We start from the raw sequence: 20,021 nt of genomic DNA, 5'->3' as shown, positions 1-20,021 counted from the left end.
ATCAGCCGCCACATCAGCCCTCACTTCCGGTCGTGCACCGGCCCTCCGCGCCGGGCGACACCTCGCCGCCTCCGTTGCGCGGCCTCCTCCGCCAGGTCCGGGGCCGCCTCATGACGGCCGTCGTCCTCCAGGCCGCCGCGGCGGTGGCGGGAGTGATTCCCTTCGTGGCCGTGGCGCGGATCGCCGTCCGGCTCACCGGCGACTCCCGTCCCCAGGCCGACGACCTGTGGTTCCTGGTCACCGTGGCCTGTGTCTCCGGGCTCGCCGCCCTCGTGCTGGGCTCGGCGGCGGCGTTCGTCAGCCACATCGCCGACAACGACCTGCAACTCGCCCTCCGCCGGCGGCTGGCCGCCCACGCCGGCGGCCTGCCGCTGGGCTGGATCAGCACCGGAGGCGCGAGTCAGATCAAGCAAGCCGCGCAGGACGACGTCCGCGCACTCCACACGCTCGTCGCCCACACCCTGCTCGACGTGACGGCCTTGCTCGTCGCGCCCGCCGCGGCGCTGGTGTATCTGTTCGCCGTCGACTGGCGCCTCGCGCTGCTCGGCATCGTGCCGCTCGCCCTCGGCGCCCACCTGTTCGGCCGGGCGATGTCCGGGGCGGCGGCCCAGATGGCCGAGTACGGCGCGGCCGTCGGCCGGATCTCCTCGACCGCGGTCGAGTACGTCACCGGCATCGCGGTGCTGAAGACCTTCGGCCGGGGACGCGGGGGCCACGACCGGTTCCTCGCGGCGACCGACGGCTTCGCCGACTTCTTCACCACCTGGGTCCGGACCACCCTGGTCACCTCCACCGGAGCCCTGCTCGTCGTCTCCCCGGTGCTCGTGCTGCTCCTGCCGGCCACTGCCGGCACTGTGCTCGTGACCAACGGGTGGATGACCGGCGCGGACCTCGTCCCGTTCATGCTGCTGGGGCCTGCTGTCGCCGCCCCGATGAGCGTGGTCGGCACCCGGGTCCAGCAGATCAGGGCCGGCCAGGCGGCGGCGGCCCGGATCTCCGCCCTGCTCGGCATGCCGGCCCTGCCGCGGACCGAGACGCCCCTCACCCCGCGGGGGTCCCGCGTGTCGATGCGCGGCGTCTCCTTCTCCTACGACGGGCACGCCGACGTGCTGAGCGGCGTCGATCTCGACCTCGAGCCGGGCACGATCACCGCGCTCGTCGGACCCTCCGGATCGGGGAAGTCCACCCTCGCCTCCCTGCTGCTCCGTTTCCAGGACGTGACGGCCGGGGCCGTGACCATCGGGGGCGTCGACGTCCGCGACATGTCATCCGCCTGCCTTTACCGAAATGTCGGCTTCGTCCTGCAGGACGTGCGGCTGCTGCGTGCCTCCGTCGCCGACAACATCCGTCTCGGCCGTCCCACCGCCACCGACGAGGAGGTCGAACGGGCCGCGCGTGCCGCCCAGATCCACGACAGGATCGCCGCGTTGCCCCACGGCTACGCCACCGAGGTCGGCACCGGGGTCACCTTCTCCGGCGGGGAGGCGCAACGTGTGTCCATCGCCCGCGCCCTGCTGGCCGACACTCCCGTGCTCGTCCTGGACGAGGCGACGGCGCATGCCGACCCCTACTCCGAGGCGTTGATCCAGAGCGCGCTGTCGACGCTGGCCGCCGGCCGTACGGTCCTCGTCATCGCGCATCGGCTGTCGACGATCCGCCACGCCGACCAGATCGTCGTGCTCGACGGCGGGCGCGTCGCCGAGCGGGGCGGACACGAGGAGCTGCTGGACGCGGGCGGGCGCTACGCCTCCCTGTGGAAGGCACAGTCCACCGGACGAGAGGCACAGTCCACCGGACGAGAGGCACAGTCCACCGAATGGAAGGCACAGTCCACCGGACGAGACGTGACGGGTGACGAGGCGGCCGTTCCGGCTCCGGCCGGCCGCGGCCGATCCGGCGACGCACGAGAGGGAACCCCGCGATGATCCGTGATCTCCACCGTGTGCTCGGATCCGAAGGATCGCGCCCGCTGAACCGCCTTCTCGCCGTGCAGGCCGGTGCCGCCGTCCTCCAGGGCGTCGCCTTCGCCCTCCTGGTGCCCCTCCTGCGGGCCCTGCTCGGTGACGCTTCCGGCGATGCCTGGCCGTGGCTCACCGCTCTCGTGATCTGTTCGCTCGGATATGCGATCGTGCAGGCGATCGGTCTCGGCCGCGGTTTCGCCGCAGGCTCCCAGCTGTCTCGCGTGCTGCACCGGCGTCTCGCCGAGCACGCTCTGGACCTGCCTCTCGGCTGGTTCACCGCCGGGCGGGCCGCTGAATTCAGCAGGCTGGCCGGGCAGGACGTCATCCAGGTGATGAACATGCCGGCCCACCTGCTGCGCCCGCTGATCACCTCGGTGCTGACGCCGGTCACCATCGTCGTGGCGAGCCTCTTCCTCGACACGCGGGTCGCGCTCGTGCTGGTGCTGTGCGCGCCCGTGCTGCTGGCGGTCCACCTGTGGAGCACCTCCGTCGTACGCAGCCTGGACGACGGCCGCGACGGCGCCATCGCGGAGTCGGCCGACCGCGTCCTGGAGTTCGTGCGGAACCAGCCGGTGCTGCGAGCGTTCGGCAGGACGGCCGAAGGCTACGGCGCGCTCGACGACGCCTTGGTGGGGGAGGCCCGGGGGGACCGCCGGCTCATCCAGCGCGGCACCCCCGGGCTCGTGTCCTTCGCCTTCGCCGCCCGGATGGTCTTCGCGCTGCTGCTGGCCCTGTCGGTGTCGTGGACGCTGGACGGCTCCCTGGACGTCGCGACCATGCCCGCCCTGCTGGTGCTCGTCGGCAGGCTCACCGACAGCGTGTCCACCGCGGCCGATCTCGGTGCCGGGATGCGGATCGCGCGGGGCAGCCTCCTGCGGCTGCGCGCCGTGCTCGACACACGCCCGTTTCCCCGGCCCGCCGAGCCGCAGCTGCCCGACGGGGCCGAGGTGGAGTTCGATCAGGTGAGCTTCGACTACCCGCGGAACCCGCCGGTGGGGGAGGAGCCGTCCGCAGGGGGGCGGGACCCGTTGCTCGCCGACGTGAGCTTCCGCCTCCCCGAGCGCGGCATGACCGCGCTCATCGGCCCGTCCGGAGCCGGGAAGACCACGGTCGCCCGCCTGCTGGCCCGCTTCTGGGACACGACGGGGGGCACCGTACGCATCGGCGGCGTCGACGTGCGGGACATCTCTCCCGAGGATCTGGCCGCGTCGGTCTCGATCGTCTTCCAGGACGTCTACCTCTTCGAGGGCACGATCGAAGACAACGTGCGGGTCGGCGACCCGGAGGCGAGCGAGGAGGCGCTCCACCGTGCGGCCACCCTGGCCGGGCTGGACCAGGTGGTCCGGACGCTGCCCGACGGCTGGTCGACAGTGGTCGGAGAAGGCGGAACCGCCCTGTCCGGCGGCCAGCGCCAGCGTGTCGCCATAGCCCGGGCCCTCCTCAAGGACGCGCCGATCCTCGTGCTCGACGAGGCGACCGCCGCTCTCGACCACGAAAGCGAGGCGGTGCTGACATCGGCCGTGCGGGCGCTGGCCGCGGAGAAGACGCTGCTCGTCATCACACACCGGCTCAGCACGGTGCTCGCCGCCGAGCAGGTGCTCGTCGTGGAAGGCGGGCGGATCACCGAACGCGGCACGCACGACGAGCTGATGGCTCTGGGCGGCACCTACGCCGCCTTCTGGGACCAGCGCGGCAGGGCCGAGGGATGGCGGTTGGAGCCCGCTCGATGAACCTGCCCGCCCCGACAAGCACGACCTGCGGCGCCGACGGCGCCCGCATGACAAGGAGCACGACGATGAGCATCGAACCGGCCACGATGTGGGCGGACTGGGCACGGGCGGTGCCCGCCCTCGGGCCCTCGGCTGTCCACGACGCCCCCGACGACCCGGCCGCCGCGGCGGTACGGCTCGCCCGGGCCGGACTCGACGAGGAACACGTGGTCTATGAGCAGGCCGGGATCTGGTATTTCGCCGCGGGAGGCGCCGTCACGCTCACCGTGGACGCGGCGCGGGTGGTCGCCCGCGCCGGCGGCCGCTCCTGGACCGTGCCCGTCGACGGCCCGCCGCTGGACCCGGTCGCCGACGCGGTCGCGGCGCTGGGGCAGCCCGGCGCGGCAGACCGTCATCTGTACGGGTGGGCCGCCTTCGAGCTCGCCCACATGCTCCACGGCGACCCCGCCGAAGCGGGGGCCGAGCCGCTCCTGCACCTCGTCGTGCCCAGCGTCGAGGTCGCGTTGCGCCCGGGGAAGGCCGAGGTGCGCGCGATCGGCGACGCCTGGACCAGGAGGGTGTGCGCCCTCCTCGCGGACGCGGCAGCGCCCGACGCCGAGGCGGCGGCCCTTCCGGCCCTTCCGGCGCTGCCCGAGCTGCCTGATCCGTCCGAGCTGCCCGAGATGCCTGATCTGCTTGATCTGCTTGATGCCGAGAAGCTCATCGCCGCGGGCGGGCCCGCCTACCGGCAGGCGGTCGCCCGCGGCGTCGCCGACATCCACGCGGGCCTCGTCGGCAAGGCCGTCCTCTCACGGGCCGTGCCGCTGCCTCCTGGCGGCGTGCCGGACTTCGCCGCCTCGTACCTCGCGGGCCGCCGGGCGAACACCCCCGCGCGATCCTTCCTGCTGAACCTCGGCGGCTGGCGGGCGGCCGGCTTCAGTCCCGAGACCGTGGTCGAGGTCGACCCGAGCGGGCGCGTCTCCACCCAGCCACTCGCGGGGACCCGCGCTCTGGGGCCGGACCCGGAGGAGAACGAGCGTCTGCGCCGTGAGCTCCTCACGGACGCGAAGGAGGTGCACGAGCACGCGATCTCCGTACGTCTCGCCTGCGAGCAGATGGAGTCGATCTGCAGGCGCGGATCGGTGATCGTCGAGGAGTTCATGACGGTCAAGGAGCGTGGCTCTGTGCAGCATCTCGCCTCCCGGGTCGCCGGGAGCCTGGAGGAGGTCGTCGGCCCCTGGCAGGCGTTCGCGGCCCTCTTCCCGGCCATCACGGCCACCGGTGTGCCGAGAGCCGCCGCCCTCACCGCCCTGACCCGGCATGAGGTGGAGCCCAGGGGGCTCTACGGCGGTGCGGTGTTCCGGGTGGGGACGGACGGCTCACTCGATGCCGCGCTGGTCCTGCGGACGCTGCTCGGCAGGGGGGAGCGCACCTGGCTCCGTGCCGGAGCCGGAGTGATGGGGCAGTCCGCCCCTGAGCGCGAATACGAAGAGACGTGCGAGAAGTTGCGGAGCGTCGTCCCGTACGTGCGCTTTCATCGACTTGTGGGCGATTCGCGCTAGTTTCGTCGTGGCCGCAGGCGACTCGACTGTGGGACTGGAGCCGTGACGAGGCGGAGAAGGGCGCGGGCGTGTTCCGGCTTACTCGTACGGCTCGCTCGGCTGCGGGATTTCCGTCACCTGGACGGCGGTCATCTCCGGGGGCCCCGTGGTCGTCTCATGGGGCACTGTGCCGTTCGGGATCTCGCGAGACCTCGGCGGGACCCAGGCGCCGGTCACCTCGACCCAGGTGTCGTCGGGCGGCGGAGCGGCGCCGAGCACGGCCACCTTGAGGGCGATGGCGTCGGCCGCGCAGCAGCTCATCTGCATGCGGGTGACGTACCAGCGGTCCTTCCTCTTCGACCGTACGACGAAGCCGGTCAGGCGGACCTTTCTGCCGGTGAGCGTGCGCTCGCGGAAGTCCCAGGCCCGGCCGATGAACTCGCCCACGGCCATCGGGATGATCTTCTCCCCGGAGAGCGGGACATAGGAGCCGGCCGTCGCCGGCGGCCGGGCCGGCCCGTCCTCGGTACGGGCGGCGAAGGCGCCCAACGCGGGAGGCGCGATCAGGGCGATCGCGAAGACGGGCAGGCAGAGCAGCCAGCCCACCTTCGGCGCCCGTGAATGGTCGTGGCCCTCGGCGTGCTCTCCCGTCCCCTCGCGAACGTGTCCGGCGTGAGCGCCGGCGTATGGACGCCGCCACTCCTGGACGAGACCGGTGATCCCGAGGGCGAGGACGACCGCCCCCGCCGCGAGCAGGAAGGGACGGAAGCCGGGTTTCACATAGTTGAGGTACGACGTCGTCAGGGCGGATATCCAGAGCACGACGCCGCCGAGCAGGGTCAGCACGAGACTTTGGGACATGCGGCTCACAGCAGGACTCCTCCGATCGCCGAGCTGACCACGAGGGCGAGCAGGAACGTCAGCGGAACGAACCGCACCGCGAAGGCCCGGCCGAAGGTTCCCGCCTGCAGGGCGATGAGCTTCAGGTCGACCATCGGCCCGACGACCAGGAACGCCAGCTTCGCCGTGGGGGAGAACGCGGTCAGTGAGGCCGCGACGAACGCGTCGGCCTCCGAGCAGATCGACAGCACGACCGCGAGAAGCGCGAGCACGACCGCCGACAGCACCGGGACGCCCGCAACCGAGGTCAGCCACGCGCGGGGCACGATCACGTTGAGCGTGGCCGCGGTGATCCCGCCGACCACCAGGAACCCACCCGCGTGGAGGAGGTCGTGCCGCATGGCGTCGCGGAACTCGGCCCACTTCGAGCCGCCGGGGAACGTGCGGGAGGGCACCCGCAGCCAGGACGCCCGGCCGAAGCGCAGCCACAGCCAGCCGGCCGCGACCGCCACCAGGAGCGAGGCGGCGAAGCGGGCCGCGGCCATCATCGGCTGTCCGGGGAAGGCCACGGCCGTGGCGACCACGACCACGGGGTTGACGGCGGGCGACGACAGCAGGAACGCCAGCGCGGCCGCCGGGGTGACCCCACGCGACATCAGCCCCGAGGCCACCGGGACAGAGGCGCACTCGCAGCCCGGCAGAACCACGCCGGCCGCCCCCGCCACGGGGACGGCGGCGTAGGGGTTGCGGGGCAGGGCCTTCGTCCAGAACGACGGCGGGACGAAGGCCGCGATGGCCGCCGACAGCAGCACGCCGAAGACGAGGAACGGCAGCGCCTGAACGCAGATCGCCACGAAGACCGTCGCCCAGGTCCGCAGCGCCGGGGCCGTGATCAGGGGGGTCAGCACCAGGCGGCCGACGACGAGAAGCGCGGCGACGAGCGCGAACAGCCAGGGCGTCGCCGGAGGTGCGGCCGATCTGCGTCCCCATTCCGGGGGTGGTATCTCTGCCGACGACTCCACTGCGACCCGCTCCGACATGCGCCTCATCCTGGCAGAACCTTCCAGCGGTGATCACGGGCGGCCGTACGAGACCCGATCGGGAAGGGACGACGCGCGCGTTCATGCCGGTCCGTGTCCGCGGGGACAAGGGTTTCCGTCGCGTGCGCCGGTCAGGGGAGTGGCATGGTGGTCGACTCCCGCACCACGAGCCGGCAGGGGTGGGCGTGGCGGCCGGGGGAGGGAGAGCCGTTGATGGCGGCCAGCAGCATCTCGGCCGCCGAACGGCCGAGCCCTTCGAGGTTCAGATCGATGCTGGTCAGCGGTGGCTGGCAGGCTTCGGTCATGACATCCCAGTTGTCGAAGCCGACGAGGGCGACGTCCTGCGGAACCCGGCGGCCGGCGGCCCGCAGTGCGTCGCAGACGCCCCGGGCGATCTGGTCGCTGCCACAGAAGACGGCGTCGAACTCGGTCCGGCCGGCCAGGAGGATGCCGACGGCCTGACGTCCCCACACCTCGCTCCATCCGCCGAACAGCGGGGGAGCGACCAGGGACAGCCCGTCCTCGGCGAGGCGCTCCGTGGCCGCGGCCGCACGTACCCGGGCGGAGTTGTGGTGCTCGGGCCCGGTGACATGTGCGATCCGGGTGCGCCCGACGGCCAGGAGATGCTCGACCGCCTTGCGCGCGCCACCCGCCTCGTCCGGGACCACCGAACAGTCCTGCGGGTCGGCGGAGCTGATGAAGGCGTAGACCACGGGCACAGGCAGGTTGGCGCCGATGGGCGCCCGTGCCTCGGTGCGCCGACCGGTCACGATCATGCCGTCGACCCGGCGGCTGAGGAGGGTCTTGACGTAGTACTGCTCGCGGATGGGATCGTCGCGCCCGTCGCACAGGAAGACCGACATCTCCCCGGCGCCCAGCGCGTCCTCGGCGCCCATCAGTACGGGAATACTGAACCGGCCGATCGTGTCGGTGGTGATCATGCCGACCGTGTAGGTGCGGCCGGAGTGCAGGCTCCGGGCACCGGCGTTGGCCTCGAAGCTGAGCTGCCGGGCCGCCTCCCGCACCCGCATCCTGGTCTCCTCACGCAATGATCCGCGCCCGTTGAGCGCCTTGGAGGCCGTGCCCACCGACACCCCGGCCAGCGCCGCGACGTCGGCGATCGTGGCATGACGCTCCAGCTTTCCCACGTTTCCTCCACTTTCCTCAGGGGTTTCCTGGTTCCCACTCTATAGGCGATGCGTCCGACCGCGGGGTCACTGTAACCACGCCGAAACAGGCTATTGACGATCCGGAGCACGGTTGGATAGTTTCACGGCAACCGTTTTCCTCGTTTCCTTCCTGTTTTCCGCTGCTCGCGATACGCCCCCGGCCGGCTTCTCGCTCGCAGGTATCAGGGCGGCTCCGCCTCGGCGGACTGTCCACGCTCCTCGCCGGGAGCAGGAGAAACCCTCGGTGGCGTGAAGGACGTCCACTGTCCCACGAAAGATGAGGCATGACTGAGCAGAAGCTGTCAGACACGTCTGCCGCTCCCGGCGTTCAGACGATCCAGGCGTCGGGCCCGTCCGGCCTCCACGGCTCCGCGGGGCCGGTCGCGCCGGGGCCCGGGGCGGTCGCCGCACTGTGGCCGCTGCGCCTGCACCACGCCCGGCTCGACCCGGACGGCCTGCTGGGGCGGTGGCAGCGGCGCAACGCCGAGGAAACGCTGCCGCACTGCGTGGACAACCTGCACCGTGCCGGGAACATCGGCAACCTCCGCGCCGCGGCGGGCGAGTCGGACGAGGCGTTCGCCGGCATGTGGTTCGCCGACTCCGACGTCCACAAGACACTGGAGGCCGCGGCCTGGGAGCTGGGCACCTCGTCCGGGGACGGGGCGCTGCGGTCGTTCGTGGAGGACACGACGGCGCTGCTCGCCCGCGCCCAGCAGGCGGATGGCTACCTCAACTCCTACTTCACCGTGGCCGCGCCGGACGAGCGGTGGCGCAAGCCCGACTGGAGCCATGAGCTGTACTGCGCGGGCCACCTCTTCCAGGCGGCGGTGGCCGCGGCTCGCACCGGGGTGAGCCCGGGCCTGGTGGCGGTCGCCCAGCGGTTCGCCGATCTGCTGGTGGAACGGTTCGGCCCGGGCGGGGTGGAGGAGGTCTGCGGGCATCCGGAGATCGAGACCGCGCTCGCCGAGCTGTACCGGCTGACCGGCCGCCGGCCCTACCTCGACCTGGCGCGCCGGTTCCTCGACCTGCGCGGACGGGGGCTGCTCGGCCACGGGCGGTTCGGGCCCGCCTACTACCAGGACCACGTGCCCGTACGGGAAGCCCGCGAAGTCACCGGACACTCCGTACGCCAGCTCTACCTACTGGCGGGGATGGTCGACGTGGCCGTGGAGACCGGCGACCTGGCGCTGCTGGACGCGGCCGAGCGCCTGTGGGCCGACGCCTTCCACCGGCGCACCTACGTCACCGGCGCCCACGGCTCGCGCCACCGCGAGGAGGCGTACGGCGACCCCTACGAGCTGCCGCCCGACCGGGCCTACGGCGAGACCTGCGCGGCCATCGCGAGCTTCCAGTGGAACTGGCGGCTGCTGCTGGCGACCGGCCGGGCCCGCTACGCCGACGAGATGGAGCGGGTGCTGTACAACGCGTTCGCCGCCGCCGTGTCGTCCGACGGCAGGCACTTCTTCTACTCCAACCCCCTGCAGGTGCGCACCGGGCACGCGAGCTCGGGCGAGGAGGCCACGGCGAGCCGCCTGCCCTGGTACTCGTGCGCCTGCTGCCCGCCGAACATCGCCCGGCTGATGGCCTCGCTGCACGGTTACCTGGCCACGGCCGACGACGAGGGCGTGCAGATTCACCTGTACGCCTCAGGCAGCGTGAACGCCGAGGTCGCGGGCGCCGCCGCACGGGTGGACCTGCGCACCGGATACCCCTGGCACGGCCGGATCGAGCTGACCGTGACCTCCGAGACCCGCACCCCCTGGACGCTCGCGCTCCGCGTGCCCTCCTGGTGCGACGCCTACAAGGTCCTGATCGACGGCGGCCCGGTGATGGCCCCCGCCAAGGACGGCTACGTCCGGCTCACCCGGGCCTGGGCGCCGGGCACGACCGTCGTCCTCGACCTGGAGATGCCGGTCCGGCAGGTGACCGCGCATCCGCGGGTGGACGCGGTGCGCGGCTGCGTCGCGCTGGCCCGCGGCCCGCTCGTGTACTGCCTGGAGCAGGCCGACCTGCCGCCCGGCACGGTCCTGGAGGACGTGCGGCTGGACCCTGCCGCCGAGATGACGGCGGCCCACCGCGAGGACCTGCCGGACATCCCGGTCGTGATCACCGCGGGCGGGCTGGTCGCCCACGCAGGCGACTCGCTGTACACCGCCGGAGCCAGGCGGGAGCGGACGGGCACGCCGCTCACGCTCACCGCGGTGCCGTACTTCCTGTGGGGCAACCGGAGCGAGGGCCCGATGCGGGTCTGGATCCCGGTCGCCGCCACGGAATGACCTCGCGGGCCGCAGCGTACGGCCCGCGGCGACAGAGGGAACCGCCCGCGGCGCGCGCCGCCGGTTTCGGGGCGGGCGGTCCCTGCTTCACCTCCTGCTCTACCCCCCACCTGAGCACAGAAAGAGCGAGGTAAGTACATGCGCAGACCCCGACGCACGACCCTGTTGCCCGCACCGGCCGTGTCACTGTCCGCGCTGGCCGTGTCGCTGACCGCGGCACTCGTCCCGCTGAGCCCCGCCGAGGCGGCGGGCGCCACCCTCACGGTGAACGTCGCCCAGCCCTTCCGGCCCGTCACCCACGTCGCGGCCGGCGGCCTGTACGGCCTGGCGGAAAACGGCCGCCCGGCCGACTCCACGCTGCTGCCGCTGAAGGTCAACTCGCTGACGCAGCCCGCCCCCGGCGTGGGGCAGAGGCCCAACGGTCAGCCCCCCGGCGGTGACTCGCTGCTCGTGGCCCCGCAGGCCACCCGCGTCGGGGCCGGGGAGTTCGTCCGGATGCCGGACATCTACCCCAACTTCCCCTATCAGTGGGTGAGCTGGAACGACTGGCTGGCCAAGGTGAACACGATGGTCGCGGCCCGTCGCAACGCGACCTCGGTGACCAACGTCATCGGCTGGGAGCTGTGGAACGAGCCCGATGGGACGTGGAACACCTCCGCGGCCGGGCCGTTCAACGACGGGTGGACGCGCACCTACCGGGCCGTGCGGGCGCTGGACACCACGACGCCGATCGTCGGCCCGAGCATCTCCTACTACAACCGGTCCTGGTTGTCGTCGTTCCTGAGCAGCGCCAAGGCCGCGGGCACCCTGCCCGACGTCATCTGCTGGCACGAGTTGGGCGGCGACCCCAGCGCCATCGCCGCGCACATCGCCGACTACCGCTCCCTGGAGTCCTCGCTCGGCATCAGCCCCCGGCGCATCGCGATCAACGAGTACGCCGCGACGAGCGAGGTGGACGTCCCCGGCAGGATCGCCAGTTACGTGGCCAAGTTCGAGCGCGGCGGCGTCGAGATGGCGCACCGGGCGTTCTGGTACGAATACGGCACCATGAACGGGCTTGTCGTCAACAACAGCCAGCCCACCGGCACCTGGTGGCTGTACAAGTGGTACGGCGACATGGCCGGCCGCATGGTGACCACCACCCCGGCCACCCAGACCGGGCTGGACGGCTTCGCCTCCTACGACTCCACCCGCAAGATCGTCAACGTGGTCTTCGGCAACGAGTCGGGCACCAACACGGTGCGCGTCACGGGCATCGGCGCACTGGGCTCCTCGGTCCAGGTGACGCTGCAGTCGACCCCCGCGAACGGCCGGTTCACCGCCGTGACCGCGCCCACGACCATCTCGACCAGCACGTACGCCGTGAGCAACGGGCAGATCAGCGTGCCGGTGCCGAACATGTCGGCGACCAGCGCCTACAACCTGGTGATCCAGCCGGTCAGCGGTGTGCCGTCCTACCAGCAGCGCTACGAGGCGGAGAACGCGTCGGTCTTCCGCGCCCAGCGGCTGAGCAGCTCCAGCGCGTCCGAGGGCGGCTACGTCGGGCGCATCGACAACAACAACGGCGATCACACCACGGACAGCTACGTCGACTTCGTGGTGAACGTGCCCACGGCCCGGGCGTACACGATGACCATCGGCTACGCCAACGCCACCGGGGCGACCGCCACGCAGGGGCTGGCGTACAACGGCGGCGCCTGGACGACGGTCAGCTACCCGCCCACCGCCGCCTGGGGCCAGTTCGGCGCCACGGTCAGCACCACGGTGAACCTGCGGGCGGGCTACAACGTGATCCGCCTCGCCAAGGGATCCCCCAACTTCGGCGGCGGGACCGGCTATGCCGAGCTGGACTACATCCAGCTCACCTGAGCCGCCGCGCGGGTTCGCACCCTGACCGTGCGGACCCGCGCCGGTGAACGAGATGACATCGGCCGGACGCCGGCCGTCGAAAGGAAAAACGATATGGAAAGCCTCGACAGGGGCCGGCGCGCCGCCGGCCTGGGCCTGGTGGTCCTCGCCGTCGCGGGCGGTCTCACCGCGTGCTCCGGGTCGTCCGGGGGTGACGGCAGTGGTGGCGCCTCGGCGGGCGCGGGCCAGGCCGCCGGGGGAGGGACCTACACGATCTGGGACCCCTACCCGCAGTTCGACGACTCCTCCGACTGGGTGAAGCTGCTCACCCAGTGCGGCACGCAGGCAGGCGTGACCGTCAAGCGGACCGGTTACGACACCACCGACCTGACCAACAAGGCGCTGCTGGCGGCCCAGCAGGGCAACTCGCCCGACGTGCTGATCGTGGACAACCCGGTCGTCTCGACGCTGGCCGAGGCGGGGGTGCTCACCTCGACCGACGAGACGAAGATCGACACCTCGGCCGTCTCGCCGAACCTGCTCGCGGCGGGCCAGCTCGGCGGCAAGACGTACGGCATCCCGATCGGGGCCAACACCCTCGCCCTCTACTACAACAAGGACGTCCTCAAGAAGGCCGGGGTGGAGGCCGACGGCATCAAGGACTGGGCGTCGCTGACCGCGGCGCTGGAGAAGGTGAAGGCGGCGGGCAAGAAGGGCATCACGTTCTCCGCGATCGGCACCGAGGAGGGCAGCTTCCAGTTCCTGCCCTGGTTCTGGGGCTCCGGCGCGAACCTCACCAAGCTCGACTCCCCGCAGGGCGTGGCTGCGCTTTCGCTGTGGACCGACTGGGTGAAGAAGGGGTACGCACCCACCTCGGTGATCAACAACACCCAGACGACGAGCTGGCAGGAGTTCGCGACCGGTGACTTCGCCTTCGGCGAGAACGGCACCTGGCAGCTCGCCAACGCCAAGAAGACCGGCTTCGACTACGGCATCATCCCGATCCCCGGCAAGGACGGCGGCACGGCTCCCGCGCCGACCGGCGGCGAGTTCGTCAGCGTCCCCGTGCAGAAGGACGCCGCCCGATACGTCGCCTCGCAGAAGCTGGTGACGTGCCTGGCGAGCACCGGCAACTCCCTGACCACCACGACCACGCTGTCGTACATCGCGCCCACGGAAGCGGTGCAGGCCAGGCAGGTCGAGCAGAACGCCGAGCTGAAGGTGTGGGTGGAGGCGGTCAAGGCGGCCAAGGGCCGCACCAGCGACAACCTGGGCACGAAGTACCCGAAGATCTCCGAGCCCATGTGGAAGGCGATGCAGGCCGCGCTGAGCGGGTCGCAGCCGCCGCAGGAGGCGCTGACGGCCGCCCAGGCCACGGCGGCGAGCGCCGTCCAGTAGCGTCGCGCGGGCCCGGAGCGCCCGTCTCCGGGCCCGGCCCTGGTCGTCCATACGAAGGAAAGCATGAAACACGCAACACGGATGCCGGCCCCGCCCACCGGGGAGAACCGGCGGGAGGGGGCCCCCGCCCGGGAGACCGGCGGCGCCCGCCGCGCGCCCGTACGGCGGTCGGGCCGGTGGGCGGCGTGGGCGTTCCTCGCGCCGGTGGTGGTCTACCTGCTCGCGTTCTACGTCTATCCGCTGTACCGCAACGTCGACCTCAGCCTGCGCGACTACACGGTGCGGTCGTTCGTGCGGGGGGACGCGCCGTTCACCGGGCTCGCCAACTACGCGAAGGTCGTCCGCGACGCGACGTTCGGGCCGGCGCTGTGGCACACGGTGGTGTTCACCGTGGTGTCGCTGGCCTTCCAGTTCACCATCGGGCTCGCCCTGGCTGTGTTCTTCGCCAGGAACTTCCGGCTGTCGGCGACCCTGCGCGCGCTGTTCCTGGTGCCCTGGCTGCTGCCGCTGATCGTGTCGTCCTCGACGTGGTCGTGGATGCTCAACAGCGAGTCGGGCGTGGTCAACGCGGTGCTCTCGGCGGTGGGGATCGGCCCGGTGAACTGGCTGACGTCCCCGGACTGGTCGCTGTGGTCGGTGACCATCGCCAACATCTGGATCGGGATCCCGTTCAACCTGGTGGTGCTGTACAGCGGCCTGCAGGCGATCCCCTCGGCTGTGTACGAAGCGGCGGCGCTGGACGGGGCGACCGGCTGGCAGCGGTTCTGGCGGGTGACGTTCCCGCTGCTGCGCCCGGTCTCGGCGATCACGCTGCTGCTCGGGCTGGTCTACACGCTGAAGGTGTTCGACATCATCTGGATCATGACGAAGGGCGGGCCGAGCGACGCGTCCACGACGCTGGCCACCTGGTCGTACCGGCTCGGCTTCGGCAACCTGCTGCCCTCCTTCGGGCCCGGCGCGGCGGTCGGCAACCTGCTCATCGTGATCGCGCTGGTCTTCGGCCTCGTCTACATCCGCACGCAGCGAAGGCAGGGGGCGGCATGACGGCGACCCGGCGCACCTGGTGGCGGACCGGCCTGGGCGTGGTGTTCACCGCGCTCATGCTCTTCCCCGTCTACTGGATGATCAACGTGTCGTTCACCCGCGACCAGGACATGCGCAAGTCGCCGCCGTACTGGTTCCCGGTCCACGGGACGCTGGAGGGCTACCGCGCGGTGCTGGAGCAGCAGGGTCCCTACCTCGCCACCAGTCTCGTGGTGGGGCTGGGCACCGTGGCCCTGACGCTGGTGATCGCGGCGCCCGCGGCGTACTCGCTGGCCAAGCTGCGGCCGCGCGGCGGCGGCGTGCTGAGCTTCGTGCTGCTGATCGCGCAGATGATCCCCGGCGTGATCATGGCGATGGGTTTCTACGCGATCTACCTGAGCACCGGGGTGCTGAACACGGTGCCGGGGCTGATCGTGGCCGACTCCACCCTGGCGGTGCCGTTCGCGGTGCTGATCCTCACCGCGTTCATGTCCGGCATCCCCGAGGAGCTGCTGCAGGCCGCCCGGGTGGACGGCGCGGGCGCGCTGCGCACGTTCTGGTCGATCGTGCTGCCGGTCTCCCGCAACTCGGTCATCACGGTGTCGCTGTTCACGTTCCTGTGGGCCTGGTCGGACTTCGTCTTCGCCAGCACGCTCGACCAGGGCGGCGCCCACCAGCCGATCACGCTCGGCATCTACCACTACATCGGCAACAACAACCAGCAGTGGAACGCCATCATGGCCACCGCGGTCGTCGCGTCCATCCCGGCCACGGTGCTGCTCGTCATCGCCCAGCGATACGTCGCCGCGGGCGTCACCGCCGGCGCCGTCAAGGACTGAGGAATCCCCCCGCATGCCCCACTCGTATCGTCCGGCCTCGCCGTACGGAGCCACGCGGGTCCGGATCCCGCTCGCACCACAGGAGCGGTGACGGGGGCGACGGGCCGTCGCCTCTGCCCGCACCACGCGCCGGGCCTCCCCCGGTGTGGCGTATGACCTCGGGTGCCAGGTGGTGTGGTGTCCGAAGACCGCCGTCCCGTTCTGGGTGGCCGGGTGAAGGCCCGCCGTGAAGAGCTGATCCGCGGCCTGCTTTGGCTCACCGGTGATTCCGCGCTTCCTGCCTCCGGGTTTTGTCGGCACCTTCCGGTAGCGTGGTGATCTGATTACTGAATGTAGGAGGTGGGTGTGCGCCGGTCGTTCACGTTCCTGCTGCGCCCCACCGGCAAGCAGGCCGCCGCGCTGGCGGCCTGCCTTGAGGATCACCGGGTCCTCTACAACGCCGCCTTGGAGCACCGGCGGACGGCCTACCGCACGGCGGGTGTGACGGTTCGCTACGGTGACCAGTCTGGGGAGTTGAAGCACATCCGTGCCGATGACCCCGCCGGTCAGGGCCGGTGGTCGTTCTCCTCCCAGCAGGCCACCTTGCGGCGGTTGGACAAGGCGTTCGGGGCGTTCTTCCGCCGGGTGAAGGCCGGGCGCACGCCCGGGTTTCCCAGGTTCAAGGGGTGGGGCTGGTTCGACACGGTGACCTGGCCGAAGGACGGGGACGGCTGCCGGTGGGACTGCCAGCCCGAGCACCCCACGGCGACGTTCGTCCGCCTTCAGGGCATCGGGCATGTCCGGGTGCACCAGCACCGCCCGGTGCGCGGCCGGGTGAAGACGATCAGCGTCAAGCGGGAGGGTTCCCGCTGGTACGTGATCCTGTCGTGCGACGACGTGCCCGCCGAGACCTTGCCCGCGACGGGCGCGGCCGTGGGCGTGGACATGGGCGTGGCATCGCTGGTCACCACCAGCGACGGTGACCCCCTGGCCAACCCGCGCCACCTGAAGGCGTCCGCCGGTCGTCTGGGAGCGGCCCAGCGGGCTCTGGCCCGCACCAGGCGCGGGTCCACACGGCGGCGGAAAGCGGTGGCGAGGGTGGCGGCGCTGCACGCGAAGGTCCGCCGCCAGCGTTTGGACGGCGCGCACAAGGCGGCGCTTACCCTGGTCCGCGCATATGACGTGATCGTGCATGAGGACCTGCGGATCGCGAACATGACCCGCTCGGCCGCCGGCACGATCGCCCAGCCTGGGCGGAACGTCGCGGCCAAGTCAGGGTTGAACCGGAGCATCCTGGACGCGGGTTGGGGGGTGTTCCTGCGTGTGCTCGCGTACAAGGCTGAAAGCGCCGGTCGCGAGCTGATCGCGGTTGATCCCCGCAACACCTCCCGCACCTGCTCGCGGTGCGGGCACTGCGCGAAGGACAACCGCCTCACCCAAGCCCAGTTCCGATGCCAGGCGTGCGAGCACACCGCGCACGCCGACGTGAACGCGGCCAAGAACATTCTCAGGGCAGGGCTTGCCCTTCGCGACGCTGCGCAAGCGGCCTAGCGAGAAGCCGCTCCCCTCAGGGAGCGGAGGAGTCACCGTCATCGACAACCCTCCGGCGTGGGCCGCCAGCACGGTCTACAACACCGGTGACCAGGTGTCTTACCACGGATCCGGCTGGCGCGGCTCGTGGTGGACGAAGAATCAAACCCCCGGCGATCCGTACGGGCCCTGGCAGCAGATCGTGACCACGGCGGACGGCACCGCCGTGTGGACCCCGTCACGGATCTTCGTCACCGGCGACCGGGCGGACTACCAGGGCATCGTCTACCAGGCACGATGGTGGACCCGCAACCAGACCCCAGGCGACCCGAACGGTCCCTGGAAGCGAATCGGATAAGGCCGGCCGGCCGATGTCCCGGGCCGGGCGTCCTCCAGGCGCCCGGCTCTGCGCCTGCCGGTCGGCCGCACGCCCGTCGGGGTCGGGTGACGCACCCCGCGGCCGTACGCGGCCGGGGTGGGTCCGGGGTATCGGCTACGTGACGTATCCGCGCGCGGGCACCGGACGGCCCGCGGTTTCGCCGGTGATGACACGACCCGACGAAGGCGACCGTCCGGACGTTCGTCTTTGCCGCCGTGAACCTCCTCATCGGTGACTGTCCGAGAGGGCGGCTCCAGGGACGTGGTGTCTGTCCGCCGGACCGCCCCGCACGATGGCCACCGGGTGGTGGCCGCAGGTCCTCTGTTAGCGCTAACAATTTCGCGCCTGTCGCGGTTCCTTCTCTGTCGAGGTGGCTGTGGTGGCAGGTCGGAGCCAATACAAGACGAAGAGGCGATGTCAAGGGCGGCACCTCGCCCCAACGGAGGGGCGGCGGACGGGCGTGCGGCTCATCAGGCATTATCGGGGCTCGCCGCCCGTGGCGGCGAGAGCGTCACTCTGAAACTTTCTCGCGGGGCTTGACACATTTCGGCGTGATTTCCAAACTGTGTCCTCGAGGCGGCCTCCTCCTGCCATGTGGTGGTGCGCGGTGAGGGCCGCCGTTCGCGACGCCCTGGTGGTGTGCGTTCCCCGATCACGGGACGCGGCGTCGATCGCGCGGGGTGACCTCCGCGTGTCCGCTTTTCCCGCAACGGCTCCATCGCCGCCGGCGGCTCCACGACTTTCGGGTTCACCGCGAACGGCACCGCAGCCACCCCGACCGCTACCCGCAGGCACCAGCTCCTGACGGCGGCCGGACATGATGATGAGGAGAATGACAGATGCGTCTGCCCTGGCGAGCGCGGTCACCGCGCCCTTCCGCCGTCACGACCGCGGCGCCGCCCCGGCGGGCCTCGCGCCGCGGCCTCGTGATCGGCTCCATCCCGGTCCTGCTGGCCGGAGCCGGCGGCCTGCTGGTCACACAGCCCGCCCAGGCCGCCGTCGCCTGCCGGGTCGACTACACCGTCAGTTCGAGCTGGCCGGGCGGCTTCAACGCCAGCGTCACCATCAACAACCTCGGTGACGCGGTCAACGGCTGGCGGCTGACCTGGTCGTTCGGCGCCGGCGAGCAGATCACCCAGATCTGGAACGCCACCCAGACCCAGTCCGGCTCGTCGGTGACCGCCACGAACGTCTCCTACAACGGCAGCATCCCCAGCGGCGGCAGCACGAACTTCGGATTCAACGGCTCCTCGAACGGCTCCACGCCGGTGCCGACCTCGTTCTCCCTGAACGGTGTGGCCTGCACCGGCAGCCCGGGCTCGCCCAGCCCCTCCCCGACGCAGTCGCCCAGCGCGTCTCCGTCCTCGTCCCCGTCCCCATCGCCGTCGCCGTCGCCGTCTCCGTCGCCGACCGGCACGTGCGCTCTTCCGTCGACGTACCGCTGGACGTCGACGGGCCCGCTGGCGACCCCGAAGTCCGGGTGGGTCTCGCTCAAGGACTTCACCAACGTCGTCTACAACGGCAAGCACCTCGTCTACGCGACGACGCACGACAACGGATCGAGCTGGGGTTCGATGGCCTTCAGCCCCTTCACGAACTGGTCCGACATGGCCTCGGCCACCCAGACCGGGATGAGCTCCGGCACCGTCGCGCCCACCCTGTTCTACTTCGCCCCCAAGAACATCTGGGTGCTCGCCTACCAGTGGGGCGGGACCGCCTTCTCCTACCGGACCTCCAGCGACCCCACCAACCCGAACGGCTGGTCGGCGCAGCAGACGCTGTCCACCGCGAGCATCTCCGGCTCGGGCACCGGGCCGATCGACCAGACGCTGATCGGCGACAACAACAACATGTACCTGTTCTTCGCCGGGGACAACGGCAAGATCTACCGGCAGAGCATGCCCATCGGGAACTTCCCCGGCAGCTTCGGCTCGAACTACACCACGATCATGAGCGACTCGACGAACAACCTGTTCGAGGCGGTCGAGGTCTACAAGCTCCAGGGCCAGAACAAGTACCTCATGATTGTCGAGGCGATCGGCGCGCAGGGCCGTTACTTCCGCTCGTTCACGGCCAACAGCCTGGACGGCACGTGGACGCCGCAGGCCGCGACCGAGAGCAACCCCTTCGCCGGCAAGGCCAACAGCGGCGCCACCTGGACCAACGACATCAGCCACGGCGATCTGGTCCGCAGCAACCCCGACCAGACCAAGACCGTTGACCCCTGCAACCTGCAGCTGCTCTACCAGGGTCGCAGCCCCAGCTCCGGCGGCGACTACGGCCTCCTGCCCTACCGGCCGGGTCTGCTGACGCTGCAGCGCTGATGACATGACGCGGGTCCGGCTCGGGTGTTCCTGACGTTCGCGGCGAAGGCGTATGTGAGCCTTACCGGGGAGCGCGATCAGGAGCGGTGGAGCTGGAGCGGCGGGGGGGGGGGGGGGGGCCGGGCCCCCCCCGCGGGGGGCGGGGGCCGGCCAAAAAAATGTGGG

Annotated in this window: 14 protein-coding genes; 11 read left to right on the top strand and 3 right to left on the bottom strand. The window is 71.2% G+C overall.

Going from position 1 to position 20,021, the window contains the following annotated elements:
- Positions 1–32 precede the first annotated feature (32 nt).
- The 3 genes from ABZ857_RS04820 (at position 33) to ABZ857_RS04810 (ending at position 5,232) form a co-directional block, all read left to right on the top strand.
- Positions 33–1,925 carry an ABC transporter ATP-binding protein gene (locus ABZ857_RS04820; protein WP_357037566.1) on the top strand — a complete coding sequence of 631 codons (1,893 nt, stop codon included), beginning with the start codon at positions 33–35 and terminating at the stop codon, positions 1,923–1,925.
- Positions 1,922–3,691 (top strand): ABC transporter ATP-binding protein, encoded by a 1,770-nt coding sequence (locus ABZ857_RS04815; protein WP_357037563.1) that lies wholly within the window; start codon positions 1,922–1,924, stop codon positions 3,689–3,691. The genes ABZ857_RS04820 and ABZ857_RS04815 overlap by 4 nt, the downstream gene beginning before the upstream one ends.
- A 65-nt stretch (positions 3,692–3,756) precedes the next feature.
- Positions 3,757–5,232 (top strand): salicylate synthase, encoded by a 1,476-nt coding sequence (locus ABZ857_RS04810; RefSeq protein ID WP_357037560.1) that lies wholly within the window; start codon positions 3,757–3,759, stop codon positions 5,230–5,232.
- A 78-nt stretch (positions 5,233–5,310) separates the two neighbouring features.
- On the opposite strand, the gene ABZ857_RS04805 is transcribed toward ABZ857_RS04810, so the two are convergent.
- The 3 genes from ABZ857_RS04805 to ABZ857_RS04795 all read right to left on the bottom strand — a co-directional run bounded on the left by ABZ857_RS04805 (position 5,311) and on the right by ABZ857_RS04795 (position 8,239).
- Complete coding sequence (locus ABZ857_RS04805) at positions 5,311–6,072, bottom strand: TIGR03943 family protein (RefSeq protein WP_357038396.1); 762 nt, start codon at positions 6,070–6,072, stop codon at positions 5,311–5,313.
- Positions 6,073–6,077: 5 nt separating this feature from the next.
- On the bottom strand, positions 6,078–7,091 hold the full coding sequence (locus ABZ857_RS04800) for a permease (RefSeq protein WP_357037557.1): 1,014 nt from the start codon (positions 7,089–7,091) through the stop codon (positions 6,078–6,080).
- A 131-nt stretch (positions 7,092–7,222) separates the two neighbouring features.
- The gene (locus ABZ857_RS04795) at positions 7,223–8,239 is read right to left on the bottom strand and encodes a LacI family DNA-binding transcriptional regulator (RefSeq protein WP_357037554.1); all 1,017 of its coding nucleotides are present in this window, start codon (positions 8,237–8,239) and stop codon (positions 7,223–7,225) included.
- A 305-nt stretch (positions 8,240–8,544) separates the two neighbouring features.
- Here ABZ857_RS04795 and ABZ857_RS04790 point away from each other — a divergent pair, with 305 nt between their 5' ends.
- The 8 genes from ABZ857_RS04790 to ABZ857_RS04755 all read left to right on the top strand — a co-directional run bounded on the left by ABZ857_RS04790 (position 8,545) and on the right by ABZ857_RS04755 (position 19,856).
- A complete protein-coding gene (locus ABZ857_RS04790) occupies positions 8,545–10,536 on the top strand; it encodes a beta-L-arabinofuranosidase domain-containing protein (RefSeq protein ID WP_357037551.1) in 1,992 nt (663 codons plus the stop codon).
- Positions 10,537–10,674: 138 nt separating this feature from the next.
- Positions 10,675–12,405, top strand: a complete 1,731-nt coding sequence (locus ABZ857_RS04785) for a hypothetical protein (RefSeq protein WP_357037548.1) — start codon at positions 10,675–10,677, stop codon at positions 12,403–12,405.
- Positions 12,406–12,498: 93 nt separating this feature from the next.
- A complete protein-coding gene (locus ABZ857_RS04780; RefSeq protein ID WP_357037545.1) occupies positions 12,499–13,782 on the top strand; it encodes a sugar ABC transporter substrate-binding protein in 1,284 nt (427 codons plus the stop codon).
- A gap of 63 nt (positions 13,783–13,845) precedes the next feature.
- A complete protein-coding gene (locus ABZ857_RS04775; protein WP_357037542.1) occupies positions 13,846–14,826 on the top strand; it encodes a sugar ABC transporter permease in 981 nt (326 codons plus the stop codon).
- On the top strand, positions 14,823–15,644 hold the full coding sequence (locus tag ABZ857_RS04770; protein ID WP_357037540.1) for a carbohydrate ABC transporter permease: 822 nt from the start codon (positions 14,823–14,825) through the stop codon (positions 15,642–15,644). Before ABZ857_RS04775 ends, ABZ857_RS04770 begins: the two co-directional genes overlap by 4 nt.
- A 345-nt stretch (positions 15,645–15,989) precedes the next feature.
- Positions 15,990–17,174 (top strand): transposase, encoded by a 1,185-nt coding sequence (locus ABZ857_RS04765; RefSeq protein ID WP_357037537.1) that lies wholly within the window; start codon positions 15,990–15,992, stop codon positions 17,172–17,174.
- A complete protein-coding gene (locus ABZ857_RS04760) occupies positions 17,143–17,511 on the top strand; it encodes a carbohydrate-binding protein (protein WP_357037534.1) in 369 nt (122 codons plus the stop codon). Before ABZ857_RS04765 ends, ABZ857_RS04760 begins: the two co-directional genes overlap by 32 nt.
- 860 nt (positions 17,512–18,371) lie before the next feature.
- Positions 18,372–19,856 (top strand): non-reducing end alpha-L-arabinofuranosidase family hydrolase, encoded by a 1,485-nt coding sequence (locus ABZ857_RS04755; protein WP_357037531.1) that lies wholly within the window; start codon positions 18,372–18,374, stop codon positions 19,854–19,856.
- Positions 19,857–20,021 lie beyond the last annotated feature (165 nt).

This window comes from Microbispora sp. NPDC046933, from assembly GCF_040644635.1.
Lineage (GTDB): Bacteria > Actinomycetota > Actinomycetes > Streptosporangiales > Streptosporangiaceae > Microbispora.
The sequence above is the reverse complement of the archived record's forward strand: the minus strand, read 5'-3'. Positions and strand labels throughout refer to the sequence as shown.